The organism is Devosia sp., from assembly GCF_017307495.1.
Classification (GTDB): domain Bacteria; phylum Pseudomonadota; class Alphaproteobacteria; order Rhizobiales; family Devosiaceae; genus Devosia_A.
The window spans coordinates 25,575-51,158 of record NZ_JAFKHE010000031.1 but is presented as its reverse complement, the minus strand read 5'-3'; the positions used below and the strand labels follow the sequence as shown (position 1 = coordinate 51,158).

General features: G+C 66.2%; 28 protein-coding genes, 1 other RNA gene and 1 pseudogene. 25 read left to right on the top strand and 5 right to left on the bottom strand.

Features of this window, described 5'->3' with window-relative positions; all coding sequences use genetic code 11:
* The first annotated feature begins 14 nt into the window (after window positions 1-14).
* From moaA to J0I99_RS19180, 4 genes and pseudogenes are all read left to right on the top strand, one after another.
* Complete coding sequence (moaA, locus tag J0I99_RS19195; RefSeq protein WP_291399080.1) at window positions 15-1,034, top strand: GTP 3',8-cyclase MoaA; 1,020 nt, start codon at window positions 15-17, stop codon at window positions 1,032-1,034.
* 3 nt (window positions 1,035-1,037) lie between these two features.
* A complete protein-coding gene (locus tag J0I99_RS19190; RefSeq protein WP_291399079.1) occupies window positions 1,038-1,640 on the top strand; it encodes a molybdenum cofactor guanylyltransferase in 603 nt (200 codons plus the stop codon).
* Entirely contained in the window at window positions 1,637-2,164 is a 528-nt protein-coding gene (gene mog, locus J0I99_RS19185; RefSeq protein WP_291399078.1) for a molybdopterin adenylyltransferase, read from the top strand. Before J0I99_RS19190 ends, mog begins: the two co-directional genes overlap by 4 nt.
* A gap of 45 nt (window positions 2,165-2,209) precedes the next feature.
* A pseudogene (locus tag J0I99_RS19180) lies at window positions 2,210-2,371 on the top strand (IS5/IS1182 family transposase); the annotation flags it as partial.
* 288 nt (window positions 2,372-2,659) lie between these two features.
* On the opposite strand, the gene gap reads toward J0I99_RS19180, so the two are convergent.
* Together gap and tkt are read right to left on the bottom strand one after the other, a co-directional pair.
* Window positions 2,660-3,667, bottom strand: coding sequence for a type I glyceraldehyde-3-phosphate dehydrogenase (gap, locus tag J0I99_RS19175; RefSeq protein WP_291399077.1), 1,008 nt, complete (start codon window positions 3,665-3,667; stop codon window positions 2,660-2,662).
* Window positions 3,668-3,710: 43 nt separating this feature from the next.
* Window positions 3,711-5,690 (bottom strand): transketolase, encoded by a 1,980-nt coding sequence (tkt, locus tag J0I99_RS19170; RefSeq protein WP_291399076.1) that lies wholly within the window; start codon window positions 5,688-5,690, stop codon window positions 3,711-3,713.
* 197 nt (window positions 5,691-5,887) lie between these two features.
* On the opposite strand from tkt, the gene J0I99_RS19165 reads away from it, so the two are divergent.
* The 6 genes from J0I99_RS19165 to J0I99_RS19140 all read left to right on the top strand — a co-directional run bounded on the left by J0I99_RS19165 (window position 5,888) and on the right by J0I99_RS19140 (window position 9,064).
* A complete protein-coding gene (locus J0I99_RS19165) occupies window positions 5,888-6,178 on the top strand; it encodes a DUF4164 family protein (RefSeq protein ID WP_291390988.1) in 291 nt (96 codons plus the stop codon).
* Window positions 6,178-6,552, top strand: a complete 375-nt coding sequence (locus J0I99_RS19160; RefSeq protein WP_291390990.1) for a cell division protein ZapA — start codon at window positions 6,178-6,180, stop codon at window positions 6,550-6,552. Before J0I99_RS19165 ends, J0I99_RS19160 begins: the two co-directional genes overlap by 1 nt.
* Window positions 6,553-6,647: 95 nt before the next feature.
* Window positions 6,648-6,804: non-coding RNA, 6S RNA (gene ssrS / locus J0I99_RS19155), on the top strand.
* Window positions 6,805-6,824: 20 nt separating this feature from the next.
* Window positions 6,825-7,418 (top strand): 5-formyltetrahydrofolate cyclo-ligase, encoded by a 594-nt coding sequence (locus J0I99_RS19150; RefSeq protein WP_291390992.1) that lies wholly within the window; start codon window positions 6,825-6,827, stop codon window positions 7,416-7,418.
* Window positions 7,415-8,230, top strand: coding sequence for a TIGR00282 family metallophosphoesterase (locus J0I99_RS19145; RefSeq protein ID WP_291390993.1), 816 nt, complete (start codon window positions 7,415-7,417; stop codon window positions 8,228-8,230). Before J0I99_RS19150 ends, J0I99_RS19145 begins: the two co-directional genes overlap by 4 nt.
* Window positions 8,231-8,314: 84 nt before the next feature.
* Window positions 8,315-9,064: a YebC/PmpR family DNA-binding transcriptional regulator gene (locus J0I99_RS19140; protein WP_291399075.1), complete on the top strand. Its 750-nt coding sequence runs from the start codon at window positions 8,315-8,317 to the stop codon at window positions 9,062-9,064.
* On the opposite strand, the gene J0I99_RS19135 is transcribed toward J0I99_RS19140, so the two are convergent.
* Together J0I99_RS19135 and J0I99_RS19130 are read right to left on the bottom strand one after the other, a co-directional pair.
* Window positions 9,065-9,838, bottom strand: a complete 774-nt coding sequence (locus J0I99_RS19135) for a GGDEF domain-containing protein (RefSeq protein WP_291399074.1) — start codon at window positions 9,836-9,838, stop codon at window positions 9,065-9,067.
* Between the two features lie 90 nt (window positions 9,839-9,928).
* Window positions 9,929-10,705: a GGDEF domain-containing protein gene (locus tag J0I99_RS19130; protein WP_291399073.1), complete on the bottom strand. Its 777-nt coding sequence runs from the start codon at window positions 10,703-10,705 to the stop codon at window positions 9,929-9,931.
* Between the two features lie 155 nt (window positions 10,706-10,860).
* Here J0I99_RS19130 and ruvC point away from each other — a divergent pair, with 155 nt between their 5' ends.
* The 6 genes from ruvC to J0I99_RS19100 are packed head-to-tail and all read left to right on the top strand — an operon-like array spanning window position 10,861 to window position 14,149.
* Window positions 10,861-11,364 (top strand): crossover junction endodeoxyribonuclease RuvC, encoded by a 504-nt coding sequence (ruvC, locus tag J0I99_RS19125; protein ID WP_291390997.1) that lies wholly within the window; start codon window positions 10,861-10,863, stop codon window positions 11,362-11,364.
* Entirely contained in the window at window positions 11,361-11,978 is a 618-nt protein-coding gene (gene ruvA / locus J0I99_RS19120; protein WP_291399072.1) for a Holliday junction branch migration protein RuvA, read from the top strand. Before ruvC ends, ruvA begins: the two co-directional genes overlap by 4 nt.
* A gap of 53 nt (window positions 11,979-12,031) precedes the next feature.
* Window positions 12,032-12,328, top strand: a complete 297-nt coding sequence (locus tag J0I99_RS19115; protein ID WP_291399071.1) for an AbrB/MazE/SpoVT family DNA-binding domain-containing protein — start codon at window positions 12,032-12,034, stop codon at window positions 12,326-12,328.
* Entirely contained in the window at window positions 12,325-12,720 is a 396-nt protein-coding gene (locus tag J0I99_RS19110) for a PIN domain-containing protein (RefSeq protein WP_291399070.1), read from the top strand. The genes J0I99_RS19115 and J0I99_RS19110 overlap by 4 nt, the downstream gene beginning before the upstream one ends.
* Window positions 12,717-13,760, top strand: a complete 1,044-nt coding sequence (gene ruvB / locus J0I99_RS19105) for a Holliday junction branch migration DNA helicase RuvB (protein WP_291399069.1) — start codon at window positions 12,717-12,719, stop codon at window positions 13,758-13,760. Before J0I99_RS19110 ends, ruvB begins: the two co-directional genes overlap by 4 nt.
* Window positions 13,757-14,149: a YbgC/FadM family acyl-CoA thioesterase gene (locus J0I99_RS19100; protein WP_291399068.1), complete on the top strand. Its 393-nt coding sequence runs from the start codon at window positions 13,757-13,759 to the stop codon at window positions 14,147-14,149. The genes ruvB and J0I99_RS19100 overlap by 4 nt, the downstream gene beginning before the upstream one ends.
* Before the next feature lie 29 nt (window positions 14,150-14,178).
* Here the strand turns inward: J0I99_RS19100 and J0I99_RS19095 are convergent, their stop codons facing one another.
* A complete protein-coding gene (locus J0I99_RS19095; RefSeq protein ID WP_291399067.1) occupies window positions 14,179-14,616 on the bottom strand; it encodes a CHRD domain-containing protein in 438 nt (145 codons plus the stop codon).
* Window positions 14,617-14,917: 301 nt separating this feature from the next.
* Here J0I99_RS19095 and tolQ point away from each other — a divergent pair, with 301 nt between their 5' ends.
* The 9 genes from tolQ (at window position 14,918) to glmM (ending at window position 25,457) form a co-directional block, all read left to right on the top strand.
* The gene (gene tolQ, locus J0I99_RS19090; RefSeq protein ID WP_291394211.1) at window positions 14,918-15,622 is read left to right on the top strand and encodes a protein TolQ; all 705 of its coding nucleotides are present in this window, start codon (window positions 14,918-14,920) and stop codon (window positions 15,620-15,622) included.
* A complete protein-coding gene (gene tolR, locus J0I99_RS19085) occupies window positions 15,622-16,083 on the top strand; it encodes a protein TolR (RefSeq protein ID WP_291394204.1) in 462 nt (153 codons plus the stop codon). Before tolQ ends, tolR begins: the two co-directional genes overlap by 1 nt.
* Window positions 16,084-16,087: 4 nt before the next feature.
* Window positions 16,088-17,206 carry a hypothetical protein gene (locus J0I99_RS19080; protein ID WP_291399066.1) on the top strand — a complete coding sequence of 373 codons (1,119 nt, stop codon included), beginning with the start codon at window positions 16,088-16,090 and terminating at the stop codon, window positions 17,204-17,206.
* Between the two features lie 38 nt (window positions 17,207-17,244).
* Entirely contained in the window at window positions 17,245-18,552 is a 1,308-nt protein-coding gene (tolB, locus tag J0I99_RS19075) for a Tol-Pal system beta propeller repeat protein TolB (protein ID WP_291399065.1), read from the top strand.
* A 337-nt stretch (window positions 18,553-18,889) separates the two neighbouring features.
* Window positions 18,890-19,381: a peptidoglycan-associated lipoprotein Pal gene (gene pal, locus J0I99_RS19070; protein WP_291394207.1), complete on the top strand. Its 492-nt coding sequence runs from the start codon at window positions 18,890-18,892 to the stop codon at window positions 19,379-19,381.
* A gap of 221 nt (window positions 19,382-19,602) precedes the next feature.
* Window positions 19,603-20,649 (top strand): tol-pal system protein YbgF, encoded by a 1,047-nt coding sequence (ybgF, locus tag J0I99_RS19065; RefSeq protein ID WP_291399064.1) that lies wholly within the window; start codon window positions 19,603-19,605, stop codon window positions 20,647-20,649.
* Complete coding sequence (gene tilS, locus J0I99_RS19060) at window positions 20,631-21,659, top strand: tRNA lysidine(34) synthetase TilS (protein WP_291399063.1); 1,029 nt, start codon at window positions 20,631-20,633, stop codon at window positions 21,657-21,659. The genes ybgF and tilS overlap by 19 nt, the downstream gene beginning before the upstream one ends.
* 142 nt (window positions 21,660-21,801) lie before the next feature.
* Window positions 21,802-23,733: an ATP-dependent zinc metalloprotease FtsH gene (ftsH, locus tag J0I99_RS19055; RefSeq protein WP_291399062.1), complete on the top strand. Its 1,932-nt coding sequence runs from the start codon at window positions 21,802-21,804 to the stop codon at window positions 23,731-23,733.
* A 380-nt stretch (window positions 23,734-24,113) separates the two neighbouring features.
* Window positions 24,114-25,457 (top strand): phosphoglucosamine mutase, encoded by a 1,344-nt coding sequence (glmM, locus tag J0I99_RS19050; RefSeq protein WP_291399061.1) that lies wholly within the window; start codon window positions 24,114-24,116, stop codon window positions 25,455-25,457.
* Window positions 25,458-25,584: the final 127 nt, after the last annotated feature.

Sequence of the window (25,584 nt, the reverse complement as noted above, 5' to 3'; positions counted from 1 at the left end):
GGGAGGGGCCCTATATGAACATGATGCTTCCGCAGCGTCCGGCTCTGGTCGATCCATTTCGGCGTCACATCACCTATTTGCGGGTGTCCGTGACGGATCGGTGTGACTTTCGATGCGTCTACTGCATGGCGGAGGACATGACCTTCCTGCCGCGTAAGGATCTGCTCACGCTCGAGGAGCTCGACCGCCTTTGCTCGGCGTTCATCGAGCGCGGCGTGCGGAAACTTCGCCTGACCGGCGGGGAGCCATTGGTCCGCCGCGACCTGATGAAGCTGATCCGTTCTCTCTCGCGTCACCTGAGCAGCGGCGCCCTCGACGAACTGACCCTCACTACCAACGGATCCCAGCTGGCAAGGTACGCCGTCGAACTGGCAGATGCCGGCGTTCGGCGCATCAACGTCTCGGTCGACACGCTCGACCCCGAGAAGTTCAAAACGATCACGCGGCGCGGCAATCTGGATCAGGTTCTGGAGGGCATCGTCGCTGCCCAGGCCGCCGGCCTGCAGGTGAAGATCAATGCCGTAGCCCTGAAGGACGTCAACGAGCGCGAGATTGCCGATATGATGCAGTGGGCCCATGGAGCAGGCATGGATCTGACACTCATCGAGACCATGCCGCTCGGAGAGATCGAAGCCGACCGAACCGACCAGTTCCTCCCGTTGTCGCTGGTAAGGCAGCGGCTCGCCGAGCAGTGGACGCTGGAGCCCATTCCGTACAAGACCGGTGGTCCTGCGACTTACGTCAACGTGGCAGAAACCGGTGGCCGGGTCGGGTTCATCACTCCTTTGACCCACAATTTCTGTGAAACCTGTAACCGGGTCCGAGTCACCTGCACGGGCACCCTTTTCATGTGCCTTGGGCAGGAGGATGCTGTGGACCTGCGCGAACCGCTCAGAGCATCGGAGGCGGACGACCTGCTCCACGCTGAGATCGAGCGGGCGATCGCTCACAAGCCGAAGGGGCACGATTTCATCATCGACCGCCGGGGAGCAGCGCCGGCCGTCAGCCGACACATGAGCATGACTGGCGGCTGACGCATGCATGATGTTGCCGTAGTCTTGGCGGGCGGCCGCTCGACTCGCATGGGCGGTGGCCACAAGTTCATGCGCGAGATCGGCGGTTCGATGGTCATCGAGTGGGTGATCGAGCGATTGCGCCCACAGGTCGATCTGTTGGTGGTCAGCACCGGTACGATCGCCGTACCGCTGGATCTGGATGGTACCTGCGTGCCTGACCTAGTGCCCGATGGAGGCCCACTCGCCGGCATTCACGCTACGTTGAAATGGGCAGCGGCGGCGTTCGCACCTGACACGCGGATCGTAACCGTTCCAGCGGATACGCCGTTTATCCCGTTCGATCTGGTTCAGCAGTTTACGGGTGCTGCCAACGATCCCTTCTCGATCGCCGTTGCGGAGTCGGCCTCAGGGCCCCACTACGCGGTTGGTGCGTGGCCGGTGGGCGTGGGCGACGAGCTGAGCCGGTGGCTCGAAGCTTCGGATAACCGGTCAATCCGAGCGTTCCTCGCGACACAAAAGACTCGCCTCGTGAGGTTCGAGGGCGTCCCTGACCCATTCTTCAACATTAACACGCCTTCAGACCTTGCTATTGCAGACGCTATCGCCTCGAGGATTCGTGCATGAAGATTGGCATTCTTACCGTTTCGGATCGCGCTAGCCGTGGCGAATACGAGGATCTTAGCGGGCCAGCCATCGAACGGTTCCTCCATCGCGCTCTCACCAATCAGTGGGAAGCCGTTCAACGGATCGTTCCGGACGGCAGGGCCTCTGTCAGAGAGGCACTCGTGCGGCTCTGTGACGAGGACAAGGCGGGCCTCGTACTGATCACGGGCGGCACCGGCCCGGCGCCGCGGGACGAAACACCGGAAGCGATGGACGACGTCATCGAAAAGCAGCTTCCGGGGTTTGGCGAGTTGATGCGGAAGGTGAGCCTCGAGCAGGTGCCGACCGCCATTCTATCGCGGCAAGGCGCCGGGACACGCGGCTCCACCCTCATGATATCGCTTCCAGGCAAACCGTCGGCTATCGACGTCTGCCTCGGGGCTGTGTTCCCGGCGGTTCCCTACTGCCTCGACCTGATCGGAGCGGGGCGACTGGAAACCGATCCTGCAATCGTCAAAGCCTTCAGGCCCGGCAGCCCTCGGTGAGGATGCCCACGACGTGGCTCGAGCCTTGGCTACTACACCGGGCTTCGAAGCCCCCGGCCCTGGCGCAAGAAGGTCGGGATACTGTTCGCTCACCTCAAGTGCATTCTCAGGCGCGACCGCTTACGGCGCGGACCATGGGGCACTTGCGACGAGTTGCTGCTAGCTGCAACCGCCCAGAACCTCAGAGGGCTCGCTAGGCTCAGACCAACCACCGCGCTCGCGTATGTCGCGCAGGCATCCACCTGGGTCGATCTCTGCCGCTCACAGTCTCGCCGACTACGATGTGGGCGCGAAGCATCCGCGAGGTAGCCGGGACAACAGCTACGGCGTATAGGTCCGAATTCAGCACCAAAGGCTCTGGTGCACCTCCCGATGAAAGGCCCCCGCATTTCGGGGCCTTTCATGTTCATATCGAGGGTGCGCCAAACTGTTGCTTGTCATTGAGCCACACTGTGGATGGCATATGCCTATCCTTTGTGGGCGATCACATCTCGATCAGAGCATCCTGGCGAACAGGGCCGTGACGTCTGCCATGCGGTTCGAGAAGCCCCACTCGTTGTCGTACCAGCCGAATATGGTGACGAAGTTGCCTTCGATCACCTTGGTCTGGTCGAGCAGGATCGTGCACGAATGCGGGTCGTGGTTCAGGTCCGAGGAGACCAGCGGATGCCGGGTGTAGGTCATCACGCCCTTGAGCGCGCCTTCCGAGGCGGCGATCAGCGCCTCGTTAACTTCCTGCACGCTGGTATTGCGCCTAGCAACGAAGTTGAGATCGACCAGGGACACGTTCGGGGTCGGCACGCGGATCGAGATGCCGTCGAGCTTGCCCTTCAGTTCGGGCAGCACGAGGCCGATGGCCTTGGCGGCGCCGGTCGAGGTCGGGATCTGGCTGAGCGCGGCAGCGCGGGCCCGGTATAGATCCTTGTGCATGGTATCGAGCGTCGGCTGGTCACCGGTGTAGGAGTGGATGGTGGTCATCATCCCCTTCTCGATGCCGACCAGGTCGTTCATCACCTTGGCCATCGGCGCTAGGCAGTTGGTGGTGCACGAGCCGTTCGAGATGACCACGTCATCCTTGGTCAGCGACGCGTGGTTGATGCCGTAGACGATGGTCTTGTCGGCGCCGTCGCCCGGGGCCGAGATGATCACCTTCCTGGCGCCCGCGGCGAGGTGGGCCGAGGCCTTCTCCTTGGAGGTGAAGATGCCGGTGCACTCGAGCACGATGTCGACGCCGAGCTCCTTGTGCGGCAGCTGGGCCGGGTCCTTGACCGCGGTCATCTTGAAGGTCTGGTTGCCCGCGGTGATGGTGTCGCCGTTGACGGTCACATCATGCGGGAACTTGCCGTGCACGCTGTCGTAGCGGAGCAGGTGGGCGTTTGTCTCGACCGGGCCGAGATCGTTGGCGGCAACGACCTCAATGTCGGTGCGACCGCTTTCGACGATGGCGCGCAGGATGTTGCGGCCGATGCGGCCAAAGCCATTGATTGCGACGCGTACAGCCATGGTGGCTCCTTGGGACTTCTTGAGGAGGAGAAGGCGCGGTGTCTTACAACTGCGCCATGACAGCTTCAACTATGGCATTCGCGGTGATGCCGAAGTGCTCGTAAAGCTTTTCGGCCGGGGCGCTGGCGCCGAAGCTGTGCATGCCTACGAACCGACCCCTGTCGCCGAGGAGTTTCAGCCAGCTCATCTCGATGCCGGCTTCGATCGCGACCTTGGCCTTGGGCTTGCCGATGACGCTGTCACGGTATTCCTGCGACTGGGCGAAGAACAGCTCCATCGAAGGGACCGAGACGACCTTGCCCGAGATGCCCTGCTGGCTGAGCAGGTCCAGGCTCGAGACCGCGATGGCGACTTCCGAGCCGGTGGCGAAGATCACGGCGTCGGCGTCCTTGCCGCCGGCGATGACATAGGCACCCTTTGACGACGGGTTGCCTTCGACGATTTCGGTGCGGAGCGCCGGCAGGTTCTGGCGGCTGAGCGCCAGGATCGAGGGCTTTTCGGCCTCGATCGCGAGCTGCCAGCATTCGAGCGTTTCGACCGCGTCGGCCGGGCGGAAGACGAGCAGGCCGGGAATGGCACGCAGGGTGGACAGGTGCTCGACCGGCTGGTGGGTCGGGCCGTCCTCGCCGAGGCCGATCGAGTCATGGGTCATCACGTAGATGACCTTCTGCTCCATGATGGCGGAGAGGCGGATGGCCGGGCGGGCATAGTCGGTGAAGACGAGGAAGGTGCCGCCGTAGGGGATGAGGCCCTTGTGCAGCGCTATGCCGTTCATGGCGGCCGCCATCTCGTGCTCGCGGATGCCGTAGCGCATGTAGCGGCCGGTGCGGTCTTCGGCGGTGAAGGGCAGGGTCTCGGGCGTGTTGGTGAGGTTCGAGCCCGTGAGGTCGGCCGAGCCGCCGATGGTTTCGGGCAGGATCTTGTTGATCACCTCGAGCGCCATCTGGCTCGACTTGCGGGTCGCGACCTTCGGCTTGTCGGCGATCAGCTTGGACTTGTAGGTCTCGATCGCCTCGTTCCAGTTCTTGGGCAGTGCGCCCTTCATGCGGCGCTCGAACTCGGCGCGCAGTTCCGGCTTGGCGGCAGCGAGGCGGCCTTCCCAATCACCGCGCGCGTTGGCCGAGCGGGTCCCGGCGGCGCGCCAGGCGTTGAGGATGTGCGCCGGGATCTCGAATGCCGGGTAGTCGATGCCCAGCTTTTCCTTGGCGCCCTTCAGTTCCTCGGCGCCGAGCGGCGAGCCGTGGACGCTGTGCGAGTCGGCCTTCTTGGGCGCGCCGTAGCCGATGATGGTCTTGGCCGCGATCAGGGTCGGCTTGTCGGTCGACCTCTTGGCCTCGAGCAGGGCTTTCTCGACCGCGGCCTGGTCGAGGCCGTCGACCTCGATCGTGTTCCAGCCGCAGGCCTTGAAGCGGGCGATCTGGTCGGTCGAGTCGGCGTTGGAGACGCGGCCGTCGATGGTGATGTTGTTGTTGTCCCAGATGACGACGAGCTTGTTGAGCTTCAAATGCCCGGCGAGCGAGATCGCCTCCTGGCTCACGCCCTCCATCAGGCAGCCGTCACCGGCGATGACCCAAGTATGGTGGTCGACGAGGTCGGAACCGAACTCGGCGGCAAGCTTGGCCTCGGCCACGGCGAAGCCGACCGAGTTGGCGATGCCCTGGCCGAGCGGACCGGTGGTGGTCTCGATGCCGGCGGCGAAATGGTACTCGGGATGGCCGGCGGTCTTCGACCCAAGCTGTCGGAACTGCTTGATCTGGTCGATCGTCATGTCCTCGTAGCCGAGCAGGTAGAGCGAGGCGTAGAGCAGCATCGAGCCATGGCCGGCCGACAGGATGAAGCGGTCGCGGTCGGCCCACCACGGATCGGCGGGGTCGAACTTCATCACCTTGGTGAACAGCACCGTGGCGATGTCCGCCACGCCCATCGGCAAGCCAGGATGACCAGAGTTGGCTTTCTCAACCGCGTCCATGGCGAGGGAGCGGATGGCGTTGGCCATTTCATTGGCTTGCTGCGAATTGGGCATGAGACCTGCTTTCGGCTGGCGCTGAAAAAGCCCGGAAACCGGGCGCCACGCACCCGGTCTGCGAGGCGGGTTGACGCTTAGCAGGTTCATTTGACCTGTCAATGTCGCCTCCCGGAGGGGTGACAATTGCCACGGCGCTCCAGCTTTGCGCTATAGTAGCAAGTGGAATCGCCGTTTTTCACGCGCGGGGGGTCGCCGTGGCAGAACCAAGTCCGGATGAAGGTTACGAGGCCGCGGCCAGTCGACTCGACAGGGCGTTCGGGCGGCTGGAAGCGAGCGTGCGCAGCCTCAACGGGCGCATGCGTGCGCACAGCCGGATCGAGGCCGACACGCAGAAGCTGGTGGGCGAACGCCAGCGGCTGGCGCAGGAGCTCGACAAGGTGAGCGCCAGGGCCAAGCGGCTGGACGACAGCTCGGCCGAGGTGGCGCGCCGCCTGGTGGTCGCGATGGAGTCGGTACGCGAAGTGCTCGCCAGGGGAGAGGGCTGATGCCCGAGGTCAATGTCGACATCAATGGCCGCAAGTACCGCATGGCCTGCGAGGAAGGGCAGGAGCCGCATCTGCTCGGGCTCGCCGACCGGTTCAACCGGCAGATCGACCAGTTCAAGGGCACGTTCGGCGAGATCGGCGACAACCGGCTGACGGTGATGGCCGGCATCGCCGTGCTCGACGAACTGGCCGAGGCCGAGCGGCGCATCGCCGAACTGACGCAGGACGTCGCGAACCTGACCCGGGCGGGCGAGGCGCTGACGCACGAGGCCGAGGAACTCGAGCGCAAGTTCGCCAAGCGGCTCAACGAGGCAGCCCGCAAGATCGAGGCGATCTCGACGGCCATCGACGAGACCGGTGCCGCCGCGAACTGAGGGCTGGCGCCCAGCATGCCGGATGCCACGAGGCGACGGCCGCGAGGGAAAAACAAACAAGCGCTTGGCGTCGGGGCGTCGGCACCCCTATATTGTGGGTGCTGCCCGGTGCGTGTTGGATCATTTTTCCCCGGGGCCGTACTGATCCTGAAGGGAGCTGTCCCCGCCCGGACCCCTGGGTTCGGGCACACGGCGCCCACCTACGTAAGTAGGTTCCCGGGATCTGTATCCCACGGCCAGGGCGGCACCTGTTCTTTCGCCAGAAAGCTTCAATGAGCGACGCAAGGATCGAAGAGGCTAAGGCGGCGCTGCGCAAGGTCGCCCACAAGAAGCGGGCTTCGCTGCATCCCTCGTTGCGCAGCGAGGCGGCGGCAGCGGCGACCGCGCATTTCTTCGAGCACGTGCCGTTGCACAGCGGCGAGGTGGTGGCGGGCTACTGGCCAATCCGCGACGAACTCGACATCAGGTCGATCGTTGCGAGGCTGATGGACGCGGGCCAGCCGGTCTGCCTGCCGGTGGTGGTGGGCGACGAGCAGCCGCTGGAACTCAGGCTGTGGCAGGAGGGGGCCTCGTTGTACGAGGCCGGTTACGGCACACTGGCGCCGGCCGACGACGCGCCCCGCGCCGAGCCCGACGTGATCCTGATGCCCCTGCTCGGTTTCGACAAACACGGCACGCGGCTCGGCTACGGCGGGGGCTACTACGACCGGACGCTGGCGGCGCTGGGCAGGCGTCCGCGGCTCATCGGCTTCGCCTTCACGCTCCAGGAAGTCGATGACATTCCGCGCGAGGGGCACGACGTGCCGCTCGATGCCATCGTCACGGAAGCGGGCGTCCGTGTCTTCGAGAAGGCGCCTGTCACGTGAGACTGCTGTTCCTGGGCGATGTGGTCGGCAAGTCCGGCCGGGACGCCGTTGCCGACCGGTTGCCCGGTTTGATTGACAAGCACAGGTTCGATTTCGTCGTCGTCAACGGCGAGAACGCCAGCCACGGCCGCGGGCTGACCGAAACCCATTTCGCCGAGATCAGGGCGGCCGGCGCCGACGTGGTGACGCTCGGTGACCACGCCTTCGACCAGCGCGACACGCTGACCTACATCACGCGGGAGCCGACGCTGCTGCGACCGGTTAACCTGGCGCCGGGGACGCCGGGACGCGGGGCCAATCTCTACGAGAGCCGGGCCGGCCACCGGGTGCTGGTGATCAATGCGCAGGGCCGCGTGTTCATGGATCCGGTCGACGATCCGTTCCGGGCCGTGGAGGCGGCGGTCGCCGCCTGCCCGCTGGGCGAGCAGGCCGACGCGATCGTGCTCGATTTCCACACCGAGGCGACATCCGAGATCCAGGCCATGGGGCACTTTCTCGACGGCAAGGTGAGCCTCGTGGTCGGCACGCACACCCATATTCCCACCTCGGACCACCGCATCCTCAGGGGTGGGACGGCGCTTATGGCGGATGCCGGCATGTGCGGCGACTACGACTCGGTGATCGGCGTCGATGTCGAGGAGCCGCTGAACCGCTTCCTGACCGGCATCGCCAATGGCCGCTTCACACCGGCAGAAGGCGAGGCGACGCTGTCGGGCATAGCGATCCAGACCGATCCGAAGACCGGCCTCGTGACCGACCTGTCGCCGCTCCGGGTCGGCGGTTCGCTGGCGCAGGTCGAGCCGACGTTCTGAGCGACGCCGGTACCTTCACAATTGCGCGTGCCGCCCTTATAAGGCGCGCCATACTCCGTTTTTCCAGTCGAATGAGGGGATCGAATGGCTGGCCATTCGCATGCCAAGAACATCATGCACCGCAAGGGCAAGTCCGACGCGGCGCGCTCCAAGGTGTTTTCGAAACTCGCCCGTGAAATCACCGTCGCCGCCAAGCTCGGCATGCCCGATCCGGCGTTCAACGCCCGCCTGCGCCTGGCGGTGCAGAATGCCCGCGCGCAGTCGATGCCCAAGGACAATATCGACCGCGCCATCAAGAAGGCATCCGGCAACGACGGCGAGAACTACGAGGAGATCCGCTACGAGGGCTACGGCCCGGGCGGCGTCGCGGTAATCGTCGAGGCGCTGACCGACAACCGCAACCGCACCGCTTCGAACGTGCGCTCGACCTTCTCCAAGAACGGCGGCGCGCTGGGCGAGACCAACTCGGTCGGCTTCATGTTCGATCGCGTCGGCGAGATCTACTACCCGGCCTCGGCCGGCAGCGAGGACAAGGTGATGGAAGCGGCCATCGAGGCCGGTGCCGACGACGTCGAGAGCGACGAGGAAGGCCACTGGATCTACACCTCGTTCGAGTCGTTGAACGAAGTGGCGGCGGCGCTCGAGAAGGTGCTGGGCGCGGCGGAATCGGCCAAGTTCATCTTCAAGCCGCAGAACGAGGTGCCCGTGGATGCCGAAAAGGGCGCATCGCTGCTGCGGCTGATCAGCATCCTCGAGGAAGACGACGACGTGCAGAACGTCTACTCGAATTTCGACATTTCCGACGAGGACATGGCCAAGATCGACGCCGCCTGATCAGGCGGCCGTGGCCGGCAGGGTCTCATAGTGTGCGATGGACGAGACTGCGCTGCAGTTTCGTCCGTTTTGCTTTGCGGCGTAAAGCTGCTGGTCGGCGAGACGGAACAGTTCGGCCAGCGGCAGGTAGCGGTCATAGACCGCGCCGCCGATGCTCACGGTCAGCTGGCGCCGGCGGTTGTCCGGCCGGAACTCGGCGGCAAGGACGGCGAGGCGCAGGCGCTCGGCAACCGCTTCGGCGATGAGCTGGCTGGCGCCGGGCAGGAACACCGCGAACTCCTCGCCGGCAATGCGGCCGACGCGGTCGGCAGCACGCAGCGCGCCCTGCAGGATGCCTGCGATCAACTGCAGTGCGGCGTCGCCGTGCTCGTGGCCAAAGCTGTCGTTAATGTCCTTGAGGTTGTCGACGTCGACGACGAGGAGCGCGCCGCGCATGCCGTCGGGGGCAAAGCGCGCATCGGCCAGTTCCTCGTCGACTTCACGGGTGAAGGCGGCCCGGTTGAGCAGGGCGGTGAGGCCGTCGGTGTCGGCGTGCCGGCGCAGCAGCCGATGGGCGCTGGCCAGTTGCCGCAGCTTGCTCAGCAGGACGTACAGGATCGGGGCGGCGAGCAGCACCGACACGACAATGTCGGTCGCCGCGGCGTGCAGCAGTCGGGCCGGTTCGAGGGTCGCGTGGTTGACTGCCGCAAGGAACAGGGCGACGGCCACGCAGCCGATCGTTCCGAGGACCGTCCCCAGGAGCACACGACCCTGGCCGGTGGGTGAAAGATCCAACGCGTCGCTCCGCCGTCTGCAAGCGAAGCGAAGCTAGGCCGGCCGGGTTGAAATCAGCTCAAGCCGGTCGGTGGGATTTTAGCCATCGGTTCAGCCGATTGCGGCCACCAGCGCGGCGACATCGGAGTCGTCAATGCTTCCGCCCAGTTCGACGCGGTTGCGCCCGGCGTGCTTGGCGGCATAGAGGCGCCGGTCGGCGACCCGGAACAGCTGGGCGAAGCCGCCGTCGCCGGCGCAGACGGCGCCGCCGATGCTCACCGAGAGACGCTGCACGACGCCTTCGGAGGTGACGAAGAGGCCGTTGATCGCGGCCCGGATGCGCTCGGCGATGCGGCCGGCGGCCTCGAAGCCGGCGCCCTTGAGGAACACGCCGAACTCCTCTCCGCCCAGCCGGCCGACCAGGTCGCCGTCGCGGATGCTGTCGCGAATGGCGGCGGCAATCATCTGCAGAACCTCGTCGCCGCGCTCGTGGCCGAAGCGGTCGTTGATGGTCTTGAAGTGGTCGGCGTCGATGACGAGCAGCGTTCCCGTCGGCTCGCCGCTGTCGAGGGCCGAGCTGACGCTGGCGGTGAAGACGCGGCGGTTGAGGCAGTCGGTCAGCCAGTCCGTCGAGGCGAGCGTCTCGAGCCGGCGATTGGCGACGCGCAACTGGGCCGAGCGGACCTGCAGAAACAGCAGGACCGGCCCCCCGAGTGCCGCCGGCAAGGTCAGGGCGAGGATGGTGCCGACGTCATTCATGCCCTGCTGCAGGGACATCATGACGAGGTTGGAGACGAGCCAGGAGGCCACGGTCGAGGCAGCGGCGATAAGGATCGTGCGTCGCCAGACGACACTCCATTCCGATGGTGGCAGCACAGACTTCTCCATTCAGAGCCCCAGGACGCGAATGCGTAGGCCATAGGGGTAAAATGCTTGCCTGCCGATTAATCCGGCGTCGGAGATCGAAGGCAATTCGGTGGATCGTTTCTGTTTCGTTCACAATCCGCTTGGTAGGTTTGCCGGCGTGACCTAAAGCATGAGCCATGGCGGAAACCGTGCGAATCATCGGCATCGATCCGGGCCTCAGGCGGTGCGGCTGGGGTATCATCGAGAGCACCGGCAACCGGCTTGGCTTTGTCGCCTGCGGCACGATCACGCCGGCCACCGATGCCCCGCTGTCGGAGCGGCTCGTCGAGCTGCACCGCGGCATCGCGGCCGTGCTGGACGAGCATGAGCCCGACGAGGCGGCGGTGGAGGAGACGTTCGTCTCCGCGGGGGCACGGTCGGCCCTGCAACTCGGCCAGGCGCGCGGCGTCGTGCTGATGACTCCGGCGCTGCGCGGATTGCCGGTGGGCGAATACGCCGCCAACCTGATCAAGAAATCCGTCGTCGGCACCGGACATGCCGAGAAGGCCCAGATCCAGATGATGATCAAGATCCTGCTGCCGACCGCCAGCTTCAAGGGCGCCGACGCGGCCGACGCGCTCGCCATCGCGGTGTGCCACGCGCACCACCGCGCGATCCGTCAGATCCGGGCCATCGCATGATCGGCAAGCTCAAGGGCCTGGTCGACGGCTTCGGCGATGATTTCGTCCATGTCGACGTCAACGGCGTCGTCTACGAGGTGTTCTGTTCGTCCAAGACGCTGGCGGCCCTTCCGCAGGTCGGGCACGCGGCGGTGGTGCACATCGAGACCATCGTCCGCGAGGACATGATCCGGCTCTACGGCTTTTTCACCGAGGCGGAGAAGGCCTGGTTCAACGTGCTGATGACCGTGCAGGGGGTGGGCGCGCGGGTTGCGCTCTCCATCCTCTCCACGATCACCCCGTCGGAGCTCGCGAGCGCCATCGCATTGCAGGACAAGGCGATGGTCGGGCGCGCCAACGGGGTTGGCCCCAAGCTCGCTGTCCGCATCGTCACCGAGCTCAAGGGCAAGGCGCCGGTCGGCGGCACGGTGGATGCGGGTACCCTCGGGCTGCAGGCGGCGCTGGGCGAAGGCGTGGCTTCGGGCAACGTCGCCGACGCCGTTTCGGCGCTGGTGAACCTCGGCTACTCGAGCGCGCAGGCCTCGGCTGCCGTGGCGCGCGTCGTGGGCAAGGAAGGCGACGGGCTGGCGACGGACAAGCTGATCCGGCTCGGACTCAGGGAATTGAGCAGCTAATCCTTGCACTGAGCCTTACTCCTTACTATTGTGGCCAAGTAAGGAGAGATGAAATGGCAGGCAAGTCGCAATCTGCACGGACAAGATATGTGGGTAAGGTCACCAGCAAGGGTCAGACCACCGTGCCCAAGGAAGTGCGGGACTTTCTTGGCCTCGAAGAGGGAACGCTGATGGAATGGATCGTGGATGACGGCAAAGTCATCGTGAAGCCGCGGAAGCTGCGGGCGATTGACCTGGCCGGGATGCTCGGCCCGCCGCCGAGCGGCGTGAGAAACACCACTGTCGAAGAAATGAATGAGGCGATCGGTGATGCGATCGTCGAAAGCTACGAGCGCTCGCTGAAGCAATGATCGGCGTCGACACCAATGTTCTCGTGCGACTGCTGGTGGCGGGGGAGCCGCAGCGGGAAAAGGCGGAGGCGTTCTTTTCTCAACGTTCCGCTGCGGATCCGGCTTTCGTTTCTATCGTCGTCCTCGTTGAGCTGGTCTGGGTCCTCAATCGCCACTACGGGTACGGATATGAACAGCTTCAAAAGGCGGCACAGTGGCTGCTGGACTCCGATGATTTCGTGGTCGAACATCGTGATCGGGTCGAGTGGGCGGTGGCGAACTACACGCGTTCAAAGATCGATTTCGCTGATTTGTTGATTGCCCGCGCCGGCGAAGAGACAGGGGCGCCGCGAACGGCGACGTTCGACGTCAACGCCGCCAAATTCGTCCCAGGCATGGAACTGCTCAAGTGAACGCTGACCTCACCTCCGCCACTGCCGGGCGCGACGATCCGCTGGATGTCTCGCTGCGTCCCTCGGGCTTTTCAGAGTTCATCGGCCAGGCCGAAGCGCGCGCCAATCTCGAGGTATTCATCAAGGCGGCCAAGCACCGGGGCACGGCGCTCGACCATGTGCTGTTCGTCGGTCCGCCGGGACTGGGCAAGACGACGCTGGCGCAGATCGTGGCGCGCGAGCTCGGGGTTGGTTTCAGGGCTACCTCCGGCCCGGTGATCGCCAAGGCGGGTGACCTTGCTGCCTTGCTCACAAACCTCGAAGAACGCGACGTGCTGTTCATCGACGAGATCCACCGGCTCAATCCGGCGATCGAGGAGGTGCTCTATCCGGCGATGGAGGACTACCAGCTCGACCTGATCATCGGGGAAGGACCGGCGGCGCGCTCGGTGCGGATCGATCTCGCCAAATTCACCCTGATCGGCGCCACCACCCGCGCGGGCCTCCTGACGACGCCGCTGCGCGATCGCTTCGGCATTCCCATCCGGCTCAACTTCTACACGCCGGAAGAACTGGTGAAGATCGTCGAGCGCGGCGCGCGCCTGCTCGGCACGCCGATGGCGCCCGATGGCGCGATGGAAGTGGCGCGCCGGTCGCGCGGCACGCCGCGCATTGCCGGGCGGCTGCTGCGCCGTGTCACCGACTTCGCGCTGGTCGATGGCGCCAGGGAGATCACGCGCTCGATCGCCGACAAGGCGCTGCTTCGCCTCGATGTCGACGCGCGCGGGCTCGACCAGCTCGATCGGCGCTACCTTCGGGTCATCGCCGATTTCTACGGCGGCGGGCCGGTCGGCATCGAGACGATCGCGGCGGCACTTTCCGAGCCGCGCGACGCGCTCGAGGAGATCGTCGAGCCCTACCTGATCCAGCAGGGCTTCATCCAGCGCACCCCGCGCGGCCGCATGCTCACCGCGCTCGCCTTCCAGCACCTGGGGCTCCCGACGCCGCAGGGCTTCGTCGGGATGCAGGGAAGCCTGTTCGAGGAGCCGGAGAGCGAGTGAGCACCAGCCATCTCAGCGTCCGCGTCTACTACGAAGACACCGACTTTTCTGGTAACGTCTACCACGCCGCCTACCTCCACTTCTTCGAGCGGGGGCGCACCGAGTTCCTGCGCGAGCGCGGCGTGCACCATTCCGAACTGGTGAAGGACGGGGTCGCCTTCGCGGTCCGCTCGATGAGCATCGACTTCAAGGCAGCCGCCCATATCGACGACCTGCTCGACGTCACCACCCAGGTCGCCTCGATGACGCCGGCGCGGCTCAACCTCTTGCAGTCGATCGCGCGCGACGGGGTGGAGATCACCCGGGCCGAAGTGCAGGTGGTCGCCATCAAGACCAGCGGCGGCGTGGCGCGCATGCCGCGCGACCTCGTCGCCGCCTTCAGCAAGTAGGGCGGGGGCCGCGGACGGCCCCGGTCGGGCTACATCGCAGCTGCCATCACCTGGCCGCGGATTTCGCCGTCAGGGAACTTGGCGGTGTGGATGTTGAGGTACCAGCCGCCACCCTTGAGCTGGGTGATCTGGTCGTCGGTGAGCTTGGCATTGCCATTGATCGGGCTGGCCAGCGGGTCAGGGATGGGCACGACCACGTCACCCGCTGCACCCTTGGCGCCGGCATGGAAGTGCGCGCCGATAGCATCGCCGCTGAGACCCTCATAGGTCACCGTCCACGTGAACACCTTGGAGTCGGTGTCGAGCGTCGCCTCGAGCTTGCCGGTGCCCGCCGAATCCGTCGGCGGCACCTCCGAGGCGCCCTTGAGGTCGGCCGAGAATTTCAGGGTTTCGGCCAGGGCCGGCATGGCCGAGAAAGCCAGGACGGCCGTCGCTGCGAGCAGGGTGCGGGTCATTGCGTTTTGCATTGGGGGATCTCCTCGGATGGTTGCGAAGTCCAACCACGGCGAGCCCCCGGACTCCGCGGTTGACTGGAAACGCTGCAGGAAGGCCGAAGTTGCTTTGCGCCGATCCGTCGCGTTCCCGTGCAGGCGCGGAATCGCTTTGTTAACGCTTGCTTGACCATAAGTAAGGCAGGGCATCCCCAGTGCTGCCAAAGGTCCGGGATTCCGGGCTTTTCTCTTAAATTTGACAAATTTGGACCGCATCGACCGACGATCAGGTTTCGGTCGTCGGGGCCGGACTGAGAAGGACCCTTACATGGAAGCCATGGATGCCGTCGGCACGGTCGCTCCGCATGCCGACCTCTCGATCTGGGCGCTGTTCTGGCAGGCGGACCTCGTCGTCAAGACCGTGATGGTCGGCCTGCTGGCCGCCTCCGTCTGGTGCTGGGCGATCATTGTCGACAAGACCATGCTGTACGGCCGGGTCAAGGGCGAGATGAACAAGTTCGAGCGCGTGTTCTGGTCGGGCCAGTCGCTCGAGGAGCTCTACCAGCAGATGAGCGAGCGGCCTTCGCCGGGCCTCGGCGCGGTGTTCGTCGCCGCCATGAAGGAGTGGAAGCGCAGCCACGAGCAGAATGCGTCCTCGTTCGTCGGCGTGCAGGGGCGCCTCGACAAGGTGCTGGATGTGGCCATCGCCCGCGAGAGCGAGACGCTGGAGAAGCGCCTGGGCTTCCTTGCCACGGTGGGCTCGGCCTCGCCCTTCATTGGCCTTTTTGGCACGGTATGGGGCATCATGAACGCATTCACGGCCATTTCGGCCGCATCGAGCACGAACCTGTCTGTCGTGGCGGGGCCGATCGCCGAAGCGTTGTTCGCGACCGCGCTGGGCCTGCTGGCGGCCATTCCCGCCGTTATCGCCTACAACAAGCTGAGCGGTGACGCGAACAAGCTGATCGGCCGGCTCGAGGGCTTTGCCGACGAGTTCTCGACCATCCTGTCCCGCCAGCTCGAAGCGCGGGGTGCCCGCTGATGGCCATGGCTGTTTCGAGCGGCGGCGGAGGCGGCGGACGCCGGCGCGGACGCCGGCGCGGCGGCGGCAGCAAGCCGATGAGCGAGATCAACGTCACCCCGATGGTCGACGTGATGCTGGTGCTGCTCATCATCTTCATGGTGGCGGCGCCGCTGATGACGGTGGGCGTGCCTATCGACCTGCCCAAGACGCAGGCCAAGCAGCTCAATACCGAGCAGAAACCGATCACCATTTCGGTGACCAACGATGGCGGAATCTTCCTCGGCGACCAGCCGGTGGCGATCGCCGACCTCGTGACCCAGGTGGCGGCGCAGGCGACCAACGGCACCGAGGACCGCATCTATGTGCGTGGCGATCTTGCCGCCAACTACGGCTCGGTGATGCAGGTCATGGGGGCGCTGTCGGGCGCCGGCTATTCCAAGATCGGCCTCATCACGGAACAGGCGCAGCAGGACCAGTGAGCTGATGCGCACGGGGTTCACGGTTTCCGTCACTGCACATGCCGCACTGATCGTCCTGGCGATCGTGGGCATCGGCATGGGCCGGCCGATCGATGCGACTCCCGTCGAATCCATCGCCGTGGACCTCGTGCCGGTGTCCGAGTTCACCAACATCCGCATGGGCTCGCTGGACAGCACGATCGTCGAGACCGAGACGCCGTCGGTGGTCGAGGATACCAAGCCCGCCGAGATCGCGCAGCCGACCGGCAACACCACCGAGGACCAGCCGACGCCGGCCGACAACGCCAAGGTGACGCCGGCGCCCACCGAGAACACGGCGCCAGCGCCGGATGCGGCGCCCGAGCCCTCGCCGCAGCCGCAGCCCGAGGCCGTCGCGCCGACCCCCGACACGCCTCCTGCCGCCCAGCCCGAACCGCAGCCCGAGCCGACGCCGACGCCGGTGCCCGAGCCTGCGCTGCAGCCCGATCCGGCGCCCGTCGCCACCCCAGAGCCGACGCCCGATCCCGCGGATGCGGCACCCAAGCCGAACCTGCGGACGGCTGCGCTCGACCAGAAGCGCGCCGACTACAAGAAGCAGCAGGATGCGCTGAAGAAGCAGCAGGCCGACGAGAAGGCGCAGGCCGAGGCGGCAAAGAAGAAGGCCGCCGAGGACGCCAAGAAGAAGGCCGACGACGAAAAGAAGAAGGCCGCCGAGGAGCAGAAGCGCATCGAGCAGGCCAAGGCCGCCGACGCCAAGAAGACCGCCGACGAGGTCGCCAACATCATCAACAACGAGGACTCGCGTGGCGCGACCACCGGGCAGGGCGGCCAGCCGACCCTGGGCAAGGAAACCGGCCGCGCGGCAACGCTCAGCCAGTCCGAGATCGGCGCGCTGGTTGCCCAGCTCCGTTCGTGCATTACTCTGCCGGCCGGTGCCGAGGATGCTGATGCGCGCGCCGAGTTCACATTCACGATCGGTGCCGATGGCATGGTGGCGGGGCGACCGCAGATGCTGAGTTCGCCGACCAACCAGATCGAAGACGCCTATGCGCGGGCCGTGTCCCGTGCGCTGCAGCGGTGCGGTCCGTTCACGATGGCGGCCGGCCAGGACGTGAGAGCCCAATTCGCCGCGCGTGAGTACTGAAATACCTCGTGCGCCAACGCAAAGACTGGAGACGTAACATGCCCCTGATCACCCGGCGCAATGCGCTGAAGCTCGGACTTGCCGGCGGTGCATTCGCCCTTGCCACGCCGTCGCAGGCGCTGGTCGAAATCGTCGTCACGGGCGGCAATTTCACGCCGCTGCCGATCGCCATTCCGGATTTCGCTTCGTCCGATCCCGCCTTCGGCGCCGAGATCGCCGAGATCGTGCGCGCCAATCTGCGCCGCTCCGGCCTGTTCGTGCCGCTCGATCCGGCGACGCTGCCGATCCGCGTCGGCGACGTGCAGAACGAGCCCGATTTCGCCGCCTGGCGCGCGGCGACCGTCGATGCCCTGGTGATGGGCTCGGTGGATCGGGGTGCCGAAGTCTCCTCGCAGGTGCGCGTGTGGGATACGCAGGCCTCGGCGCAGGTGGTCGGCAAGTCCTACCGCACCGATGCGCAGAACTACCGCCGCATCGCGCATATCGTGTCGGACGCCATCTATGCCTCGCTGTCGGGCGGCACGGGGTATTTCGATACCCGCATCGTCTATGTCGCTGAGTCCGGCCCCAAGGCCAACCGCGTGAAGCGCCTCGCCATCATGGACCAGGACGGCGCCAACGTGCAGTACCTGACCTCGGGCAAGTCGCTGACGCTGGGGCCCAAGATCTCGCCGCGCGGCGACAGCCTGGTGTTCACCTCGTATGACGATGGCACGCCGCAGGTCTATTTCGCCGGACTCGGCGGCGCATCGAGGAAACTGATCAACGGCGCGCCCATGTCGTTCGCGCCGCAGTTCTCGCCCGATGGCGGCACCGTGGTCTTCTCGGTGTCCAACGGCGGCACCACCAACATCTATTCGGCTGCCGCCAATGGTGGCCAGCCGACCCAGCTGACCAGCGGCGCGGCCATCGACACCTCGCCCTGCTACTCGCCCGACGGTTCGCGCATCGTGTTCGAAAGCGATCGCGGCGGTAACCCGCAAATCTACATCATGGGCGCCGGCGGCGGTAACGCGCAGCGCATCTCGTATGGCGAGGGCCTGTACTCGACCCCCGTATGGGCGCCCACCGGCGACCTGATCGCCTACACCCGCCAGTCCGGCGGGCAGTTCCACATCGGCGTGATGAAGCCCGACGGCTCGGGCGAGCGCATCCTCTCCTCGTCCGGCCAGGTGCAGGAGGGGCCGACCTGGGCCCCCAATGGCCGCGTCATCGCCTTCTCGCGCGATCCGGGCGGCGATGCCGGTCCGGGACTGTGGACCGTCGATATCTGGGGCCGCAACGAGCAGAACATCAAGACCGAGAGCTTCGCGTCGGATCCGAGCTGGTCGCCGCTCAGGGGCTAGTTCGACGCCTGTGCTTACCGCTCCCACCCACCGGCTTCGCCGGTTCCCCCACAAGGGGGAGGGACAACAGACTGAATGCTCCGGTTCTTGCGGTGTCCCTCCCCTTGATGGGGAGGGTAGTGGAGCTTGGCAGCTTGCTGCCTGGCGCAACTGGGTGGGATGGGACCGCATGCACTGAAGCCGCCGTTGCCCGGCCGCAACACCACGGAAAAGCCCGGATTCAGGCCACATTCGCGCCCCAATGACCAAGAATTAACCAAACGCGACAACCCCGCCTTAAGATTACCGGCGGTAAAACTTCGCCACTCGAATCCTTCCGTTTAGGAGATCAACCCGGATGCGTTCTGTAACGCCCCTCATCGCCGTGCTGCGTGCTGCCGCGCTGGTGGTTCTCGTGGTCGCTGTGGCGGCCTGTTCGCGCAACGGTGCTGGTGGGACCGGCGTCGGCAATCTCGGGCCGGGCGGCGGTGCGCCGGGCAGCCAGCAGGAGTTCCTCGTCAGCGTGGGCGACCGCGTATTCTTCGAGACCGACTCCTCGAGCCTGACCCCCACTGCCATGGCGACGCTCGACAAGCAGGCCCAGTGGCTCAACCAGTACAAGAACTACCGCATCCTGATCGAAGGCCATGCCGACGAACGCGGAACCCGCGAGTACAACATCGCGCTCGGCGCGCGCCGCGCCGCGGTGGTGGTGAACTACCTGGTGAGCAAGGGCGTCGACCAGCGTCGCATCACGTCCAAGTCGTTCGGCAAGGAGCGGCCCGTGGCGATCTGCAACGATATTTCGTGCTGGTCACAAAACCGCCGTGCTGTGACGGTCGTACAATAGTCACGAGCGGGCTTCGGGGCGGGGCGCTGCTCATTTCAGCGGCGCATTCCGTGCGTAATCCCCGAGGCTTGTTCGACTGGAGGCAAGAGCGCCGGGCGCCGCGTATTTGGGCCCGGCGCTTTCTTTTTGTCGAAATCCTGCTCTACTCCAAGGCTGTCAGTTCTCCTCCTTTCGATCCGGAGCACCCCAACGTGAAACCACCACCACTTCGCGGACCGGCCATGCGCCCCGCGATCTACGGCACGCTGCTGGCAGCGGCCATGACCGTGCCGGCCCTTGCCGCCGGCAGCCTCGACCCGGTCCCGCCGGCCGCGGTGCCGCAGGAGCGCATCCTCGTCGCCCAGAACAGCCAGAACACGGCGCAGCTGCTGGTGCGCATCCAGGAACTCGAGGACGTCATCCGGCAGCTGACCGGTCGCGTCGAGGGGCTGGAGTTCCAGCTCACCCAGATGCAGACCCAGTTGCAGAAGCAGGCCGAGGACAACGAGTTCCGCTTCCAGCAGCTGGAAGGCGGTGCCGGGGGAAAACCGCAGGCGGCAGCGCCAACTGACGGCGTGACGCCGTCCGATACGCTGCCGCAGACTCCGACCCCGACTGCGCCCGCCGCCACCGCGGCGCCCGAACAACCCGCCCTCCCGCCGGCCCCGGCCGATGCGGCGATCGCGCCTGCACAGCCGTCCGACGGCACGGCGGCCGCGCCGCCGGGCAATGTCGACGCCGCGGGCCAGCCGATGGACAGCCTCGGCGATTCCGAGGACCCGTTGCTGCGCGGCGGCATTGACCAGCTCGGCACCATGCCGCCCGATGACGCACTCAGCCTCGATCCGGGCCGTCCGCTCGACCTGTCGCTCAATGGCGGCACGATCTCGAACGGCGATGCCAAGGCGCAGTACGAAGCGGGCTACGAGGCCATGACGCGCGGCGACTATGCGTTCGCCGAGGACCAGTTCTCGCAGTTCGTCGCGCTCTACCCAGACGATCCGCAGGCGCCCGACGCCATCAACTGGCTCGGCGAGGCGCTGATCCAGCGCGGAGCCTATACCGACGCGGCGCAGGTCCTGGCCGACGGCTATACCAAGCACAAGGACAGCAAGCGGGCGCCGGACATGCTGCTCAAGCTCGGCGTGGCCCTGGTGGGGGCTGACCAGGTGGATGTCGGCTGCCGCACCTTCTTCACGCTCAAGCAGCGCTATCCCGACCTCGCGCCGGCCTTCCAGCAGCGGCTCGCCGAGGAGCAGCAGAAGGCGAAATGCCCGGTCACGAACTGATCGACAGCGAGGCGATCTTCGCCCCGCTCAATGCGTTCCGACGCATCGGGCTCGCCGTTTCCGGCGGGCCCGACAGCCTCGCCCTGCTGCTGCTGGCCGCCGACTATGCGCGCAAGCACGCCCAGCCCGATCGCTTCATCGTCTATTCCGTCGATCACGGGCTGAGGCCCGAGGCGGCCGACGAGGTCGGGTTCGTGCTCGCCATCGCACATCAGTATGGGTTCGCCGCGCGCGGGCTCAAGTGGGAGGGCGACAAGCCGGTAACGGGCATCCAGCAGGCCGCCCGCGCCGCCCGCTACGCGCTGATCGGCGCCGCCATGGCTGAAGATGGCGCCGAGGTCCTCGTCACCGCCCACCACCTGGGCGACCAGGCCGAGACGGTGCTGATGCGCCTGGCGCACGGCAGTGGCGTCGAGGGGTTGCGAGGCATGGACTACTTCGCCGAGATCGGCGGCGTGATGCTGGTGCGGCCGCTGCTCGGCATCGAGAAGGCGCAACTGGCCAGGGTCATCGCCGCCGCCGGTCTTGCCCCTGCCGCCGACCCCAGCAACATCGACACCAGCTATGAGCGGGTGCGCTGGCGGCAGATGCTGCCGCAGCTGGCGGCGATGGGGCTGGATGCCCGCCGCCTCGCCCGCTTCGCCGACCGCATGCGCGATGCCGACGCCGCGCTGGGGGAGATGGCGGCCAGGATTGCTGTCGATCACGACGAAATGACCGGTGAGCGACGCATCGCGCGCGCTGCGCTACGGGCCGCGCCGCGCGCCGCGGCGATCCGGGCGCTCGGCAACGTGCTGCGCGACGCGGGGGGCGGCGCCAAGGCGCACGATCTCGCCCCCGTCGAGGCGCTGGTCGACCGGCTGCGAGCCGACCCGGCCCTGAAGCGGACAAGTTTGCATGCTTGCCTCATCTCCAGCGATGGCGAGACGGTATCGATTGCGCCTGAGCCCGGCCGCTCGGCCAAGTCGCAGGCACGCGGCAAGGGGCAGCGGTCCGTGACGCGGAATTAACCGGGAAAGCGCAAGCGCCCTCGACTCTTCGGCCAAAGGGCCGCACAGGTTGGCCCTACCGCTACCTTGTAAGGCCCCAGGGCGAGGCCTACATTCGCCCTAACTTTCCCGGCCCACTATCGGCCGGCTTCAGGACAGGATGATGAACGTCAATTTCCGGAACTTCGCCATCTGGTTGGTGATTCTGTTCATGCTGATGGGCCTGTTTCAGGTCTTTCAGTCGTCGACCCGCGCAATTGCGGTTTCCGACAAGAGCTACAGCCAGTTCATTACCGACGTAGATGCCGGCAGCGTGAAGTCGGTGGTGATCACCGACAATGTGGTGGCGGGCGAGCTCACCAACGGCTCCAAGTTCGAGACCGTCATTCCGCAGGGCGCCGACGTCGTGTCGCGACTTGAGGATCGTGGCGTGTCGATCACCGCGCATCAGCCGGAGTCGAGCCCGTTCTGGGGCATGCTGCTGACCTCGTGGCTGCCCTTCCTCGTCATCATCGGCGTGTGGTTCTTCTTCATCCGGCAGATGCAGGGTGGCGGCCGCGGCGGCGCGATGGGCTTTGGCAAGTCGCGCGCCAAGCTGCTCACCGAGACGCAGGGCAAGATCACCTTCGAGGATGTCGCCGGTGTCGACGAGGCCAAGCAGGACCTCGAGGAGATCGTCGAGTTCCTCCGCGATCCGGGCAAGTTCCAGCGCCTGGGCGGCAAGATCCCGCGCGGCGTGCTGCTGGTCGGCCCGCCCGGCACCGGCAAGACGCTCATTGCGCGCGCTGTCGCCGGCGAAGCCAACGTGCCGTTCTTCACCATCTCGGGTTCGGACTTCGTGGAAATGTTCGTCGGCGTGGGTGCTTCGCGCGTCCGCGACATGTTCGAGCAGGCCAAGAAGAACGCCCCGTGCATCATCTTCATCGACGAAATCGACGCTGTCGGCCGTCACCGTGGCGCTGGCCTCGGCGGTGGCAATGACGAGCGCGAGCAGACCCTCAACCAGCTGCTGGTCGAGATGGACGGCTTCGAGGCGAACGAGGGCATCATCCTCATCGCGGCGACCAACCGTCCGGACGTGCTCGACCCGGCGCTGCTGCGTCCCGGCCGCTTCGACCGCCAGGTCGTGGTGCCGAATCCCGACGTGCAGGGTCGCGAGAAGATCCTCAAGGTCCATGTCCGCAAGGTGCCGCTGGCTCCCGATGTCGACCTCAAGGTGCTGGCCCGCGGTACGCCCGGTTTCTCGGGCGCCGACCTGATGAACCTCGTCAACGAGGGAGCTCTCCTTGCGGCCCGCCGCAACAAGCGCTTCGTCACGATGGCCGAGTTCGAGGACGCCAAGGACAAGCTGATGATGGGCGCCGAGCGCCGCACCCTCAGCATGACCGACGAGGACAAGAAGCTCACCGCCTATCACGAGGCCGGCCACGCGCTGCTCGCGATCAAGATGGAAGCGTCCGACCCGATCCATAAGGCGACCATCATCCCGCGCGGTCGCGCGCTGGGCATGGTGATGCGGCTCCCCGAGCGCGACCAGGTCTCGCTCACCCGCCGCAAGGCCTATGCCGATCTCGCCGTGGCCATGGGTGGCCGCGTCGCCGAAGAGGAGATCTTCGGCTACGAGAAGGTGACCTCGGGTGCCTCGGCCGACATCAAGATGGCCACGGGCCTGGCTCGCGCCATGGCGACCGAATGGGGCATGTCCGACCGGCTCGGGCCGCTGCTCTACGGCGATGCGCAGGACGAGGTGTTCCTCGGTCGGTCGATGATGCAGCGCAACACGCACCTTTCGGACGAGACCCAGCAGGTGGTCGACGCCGAGGTGAAGCGTTTCGTCGAGGAAGGCTACCAGACGGCGCAGACGGTCATCCGCGAGAACATCGACGACCTGCACGCCATTGCGCAGGCGCTGATCGAGTTCGAGACGCTGACCGGCGACGAGATCCGCGGCCTGCTCGAGGGCAAGACCCCGACGCGGCCCGAGGACAACGAGCCGGCGGTCAAGTCGACCGGCGTGCCGGTCGCCGGCAAGACCGGCAAGAAGCGCCCCGACGCCGACCCCGGCGCCGCGCCGGAGCCGCAGCCGGGCAGCTGAGCCGACGTTCAGATAGACAAAGGGCCGTCCTTTGGGGCGGCCCTTTTGTCTGTCGGGGTATCCTGGCCGCACCCCTCACCCGTCTCGGCCTGCGGCCGATCCACCCTCTCCCCGACGGGGAGAGGAACACGCTGCGGCCCGATCAGGGCACCCTCTGTTCTTCTCCCCGTCGGGGAGAAGGTGGCGCGCAGCGCCGGATGAGCGGCAAGGCGCGGGGGCGTTGATGGCGCGCCGTGCACCCGTGCAACACCCACCGCCGTCCTTGCATCCCAGCCCCACATCCGCCCGGATTTGCCGGTTAACGAAACGGCACCAATCTGTTTCGTATGGTGGGAGACCGGCGCTAAATAGGCGCCCACCCGCAAGTCGAGGGCTTTCACATGGCGCGCAAGTATTTCGGGACGGACGGCATCCGCGGGCTGGCCAATGGCGACAAGCTCACGCCCGACCTCGCGATGCGCGTCGGCATGGCGGCGGGACTCAGGTTCGCCAATGGCGACCACCGCAACCGCGTCGTGATCGGCAAAGACACGCGCCGGTCGGGCTACATGCTCGAGAACGCCCTGACCGCCGGCTTCACTGCCGTCGGCGTCGACGTCTACCTGCTCGGGCCGATGCCGACGCCGGCCGTGGCCATGCTGACCCGCTCGCTGCGCGCCGACCTGGGCGTCATGATCTCGGCCTCGCACAATCCGTTCGAGGACAACGGCATCAAGCTGTTCCGCCACGACGGCTACAAGCTGAGCGACCAGGTCGAGAGCGAGATCGAAGCGCTGATGGATACGAACCTGGCGCCGCGCCTGTCGAACGGCCGCGACATCGGCCGCGCGCATCGCGACGAGGCGGCCCAGACCCGCTATATCGAATATGCCAAGCGCACGCTGCCCAAGGGCACGGACCTTTCGGGGCTGCGGGTGGTGCTCGATTGCGCCAATGGCGCGGCCTACAAGGTGGCGCCGACGGCGCTGTGGGAACTGGGCGCCGAGGTGTTCACCATCGGCGTCGAGCCGGACGGCTTCAACATCAACGACAAGGTCGGATCGACCGCCCCCGACGCGCTGATCGCCAAGGTCCGCGAGCTCCGTGCCGATATCGGCATCGCGCTCGACGGCGACGCCGACCGCGTCATCATCGTCGACGAAAAGGGCGATATCGTCGACGGCGACCAGTTCATGGCGGTGATCGCCCAGTCCTGGCATGCGCGCGGCGAGCTGCGCGGCGGGGGCCTGGTCGCGACCGTGATGAGCAATCTCGGTCTCGAGCGCTATCTCGGCGGGCTCGGGCTCAGCCTCGAGCGTACGCAGGTCGGCGACCGCTACGTGCTCGAAGCCATGCGCGCCAAGGGCTTCAATGTCGGCGGCGAGCAGTCCGGCCACATCATCCTCACCGACTTCACCACCACGGGCGACGGGCTCATCGCGGCGCTGCAGCTGCTGGCGGTGGCCAAGCAGGCCGGCAAGCCGGTGTCCGAGGTGTGCCGGTGCTTCGACAAGGTGCCGCAGCTGCTGCAGTCGGTGCGCTACAAGGAAGGCAAGCCGCTGGAGCACAAGCTGGTGCAGCAGGCGATCAGGGAGAGCGAGGCGCGGCTGGGGCAGGGCGGCCGCCTGGTCATCCGCCCGTCCGGTACCGAGCCGGTGATCCGGGTCATGGCCGAGAGCGACGACGAGGGGCTGGTGGCCGCGATCGTCGGCGAGATTGCCGCGACCATCCGAAAGGTGGCCTGAGCCATCGACGGAGACGGTCGCGTCACGGCAGGCTAACGACCTGCTCCTACAGTCCGAGGCGTGTCCTCTCTCGAGTCGGGCACGGAGGCAATGGGGCCCCGGCCGTTGCGACCATGGCCGGGGTTCT

Coding starts and splice junctions, on each gene's coding strand:
- J0I99_RS19150 (WP_291390992.1), top strand. CDS start 6,825: ATGAGCGACGCAAGGATCGAAGAGGCTAAGGCGGCGCTGCGCAAGGTC.
- ruvC (WP_291390997.1), top strand. CDS start 10,861: ATGGCGGAAACCGTGCGAATCATCGGCATCGATCCGGGCCTCAGGCGG.
- J0I99_RS19190 (WP_291399079.1), top strand. CDS start 1,038: ATGCATGATGTTGCCGTAGTCTTGGCGGGCGGCCGCTCGACTCGCATG.
- pal (WP_291394207.1), top strand. CDS start 18,890: ATGCGTTCTGTAACGCCCCTCATCGCCGTGCTGCGTGCTGCCGCGCTG.
- tkt (WP_291399076.1), bottom strand. CDS start 5,690: ATGCCCAATTCGCAGCAAGCCAATGAAATGGCCAACGCCATCCGCTCC.
- mog (WP_291399078.1), top strand. CDS start 1,637: ATGAAGATTGGCATTCTTACCGTTTCGGATCGCGCTAGCCGTGGCGAA.
- J0I99_RS19110 (WP_291399070.1), top strand. CDS start 12,325: ATGATCGGCGTCGACACCAATGTTCTCGTGCGACTGCTGGTGGCGGGG.
- ruvA (WP_291399072.1), top strand. CDS start 11,361: ATGATCGGCAAGCTCAAGGGCCTGGTCGACGGCTTCGGCGATGATTTC.
- J0I99_RS19160 (WP_291390990.1), top strand. CDS start 6,178: ATGCCCGAGGTCAATGTCGACATCAATGGCCGCAAGTACCGCATGGCC.
- J0I99_RS19095 (WP_291399067.1), bottom strand. CDS start 14,616: ATGCAAAACGCAATGACCCGCACCCTGCTCGCAGCGACGGCCGTCCTG.
- tilS (WP_291399063.1), top strand. CDS start 20,631: ATGCCCGGTCACGAACTGATCGACAGCGAGGCGATCTTCGCCCCGCTC.
- J0I99_RS19140 (WP_291399075.1), top strand. CDS start 8,315: ATGGCTGGCCATTCGCATGCCAAGAACATCATGCACCGCAAGGGCAAG.
- gap (WP_291399077.1), bottom strand. CDS start 3,667: ATGGCTGTACGCGTCGCAATCAATGGCTTTGGCCGCATCGGCCGCAAC.
- tolB (WP_291399065.1), top strand. CDS start 17,245: ATGCCCCTGATCACCCGGCGCAATGCGCTGAAGCTCGGACTTGCCGGC.
- J0I99_RS19115 (WP_291399071.1), top strand. CDS start 12,032: ATGGCAGGCAAGTCGCAATCTGCACGGACAAGATATGTGGGTAAGGTC.
- tolR (WP_291394204.1), top strand. CDS start 15,622: ATGGCCATGGCTGTTTCGAGCGGCGGCGGAGGCGGCGGACGCCGGCGC.
- ybgF (WP_291399064.1), top strand. CDS start 19,603: ATGCGCCCCGCGATCTACGGCACGCTGCTGGCAGCGGCCATGACCGTG.
- J0I99_RS19130 (WP_291399073.1), bottom strand. CDS start 10,705: ATGGAGAAGTCTGTGCTGCCACCATCGGAATGGAGTGTCGTCTGGCGA.
- tolQ (WP_291394211.1), top strand. CDS start 14,918: ATGGATGCCGTCGGCACGGTCGCTCCGCATGCCGACCTCTCGATCTGG.
- J0I99_RS19080 (WP_291399066.1), top strand. CDS start 16,088: ATGCGCACGGGGTTCACGGTTTCCGTCACTGCACATGCCGCACTGATC.
- moaA (WP_291399080.1), top strand. CDS start 15: ATGAACATGATGCTTCCGCAGCGTCCGGCTCTGGTCGATCCATTTCGG.
- ftsH (WP_291399062.1), top strand. CDS start 21,802: ATGAACGTCAATTTCCGGAACTTCGCCATCTGGTTGGTGATTCTGTTC.
- glmM (WP_291399061.1), top strand. CDS start 24,114: ATGGCGCGCAAGTATTTCGGGACGGACGGCATCCGCGGGCTGGCCAAT.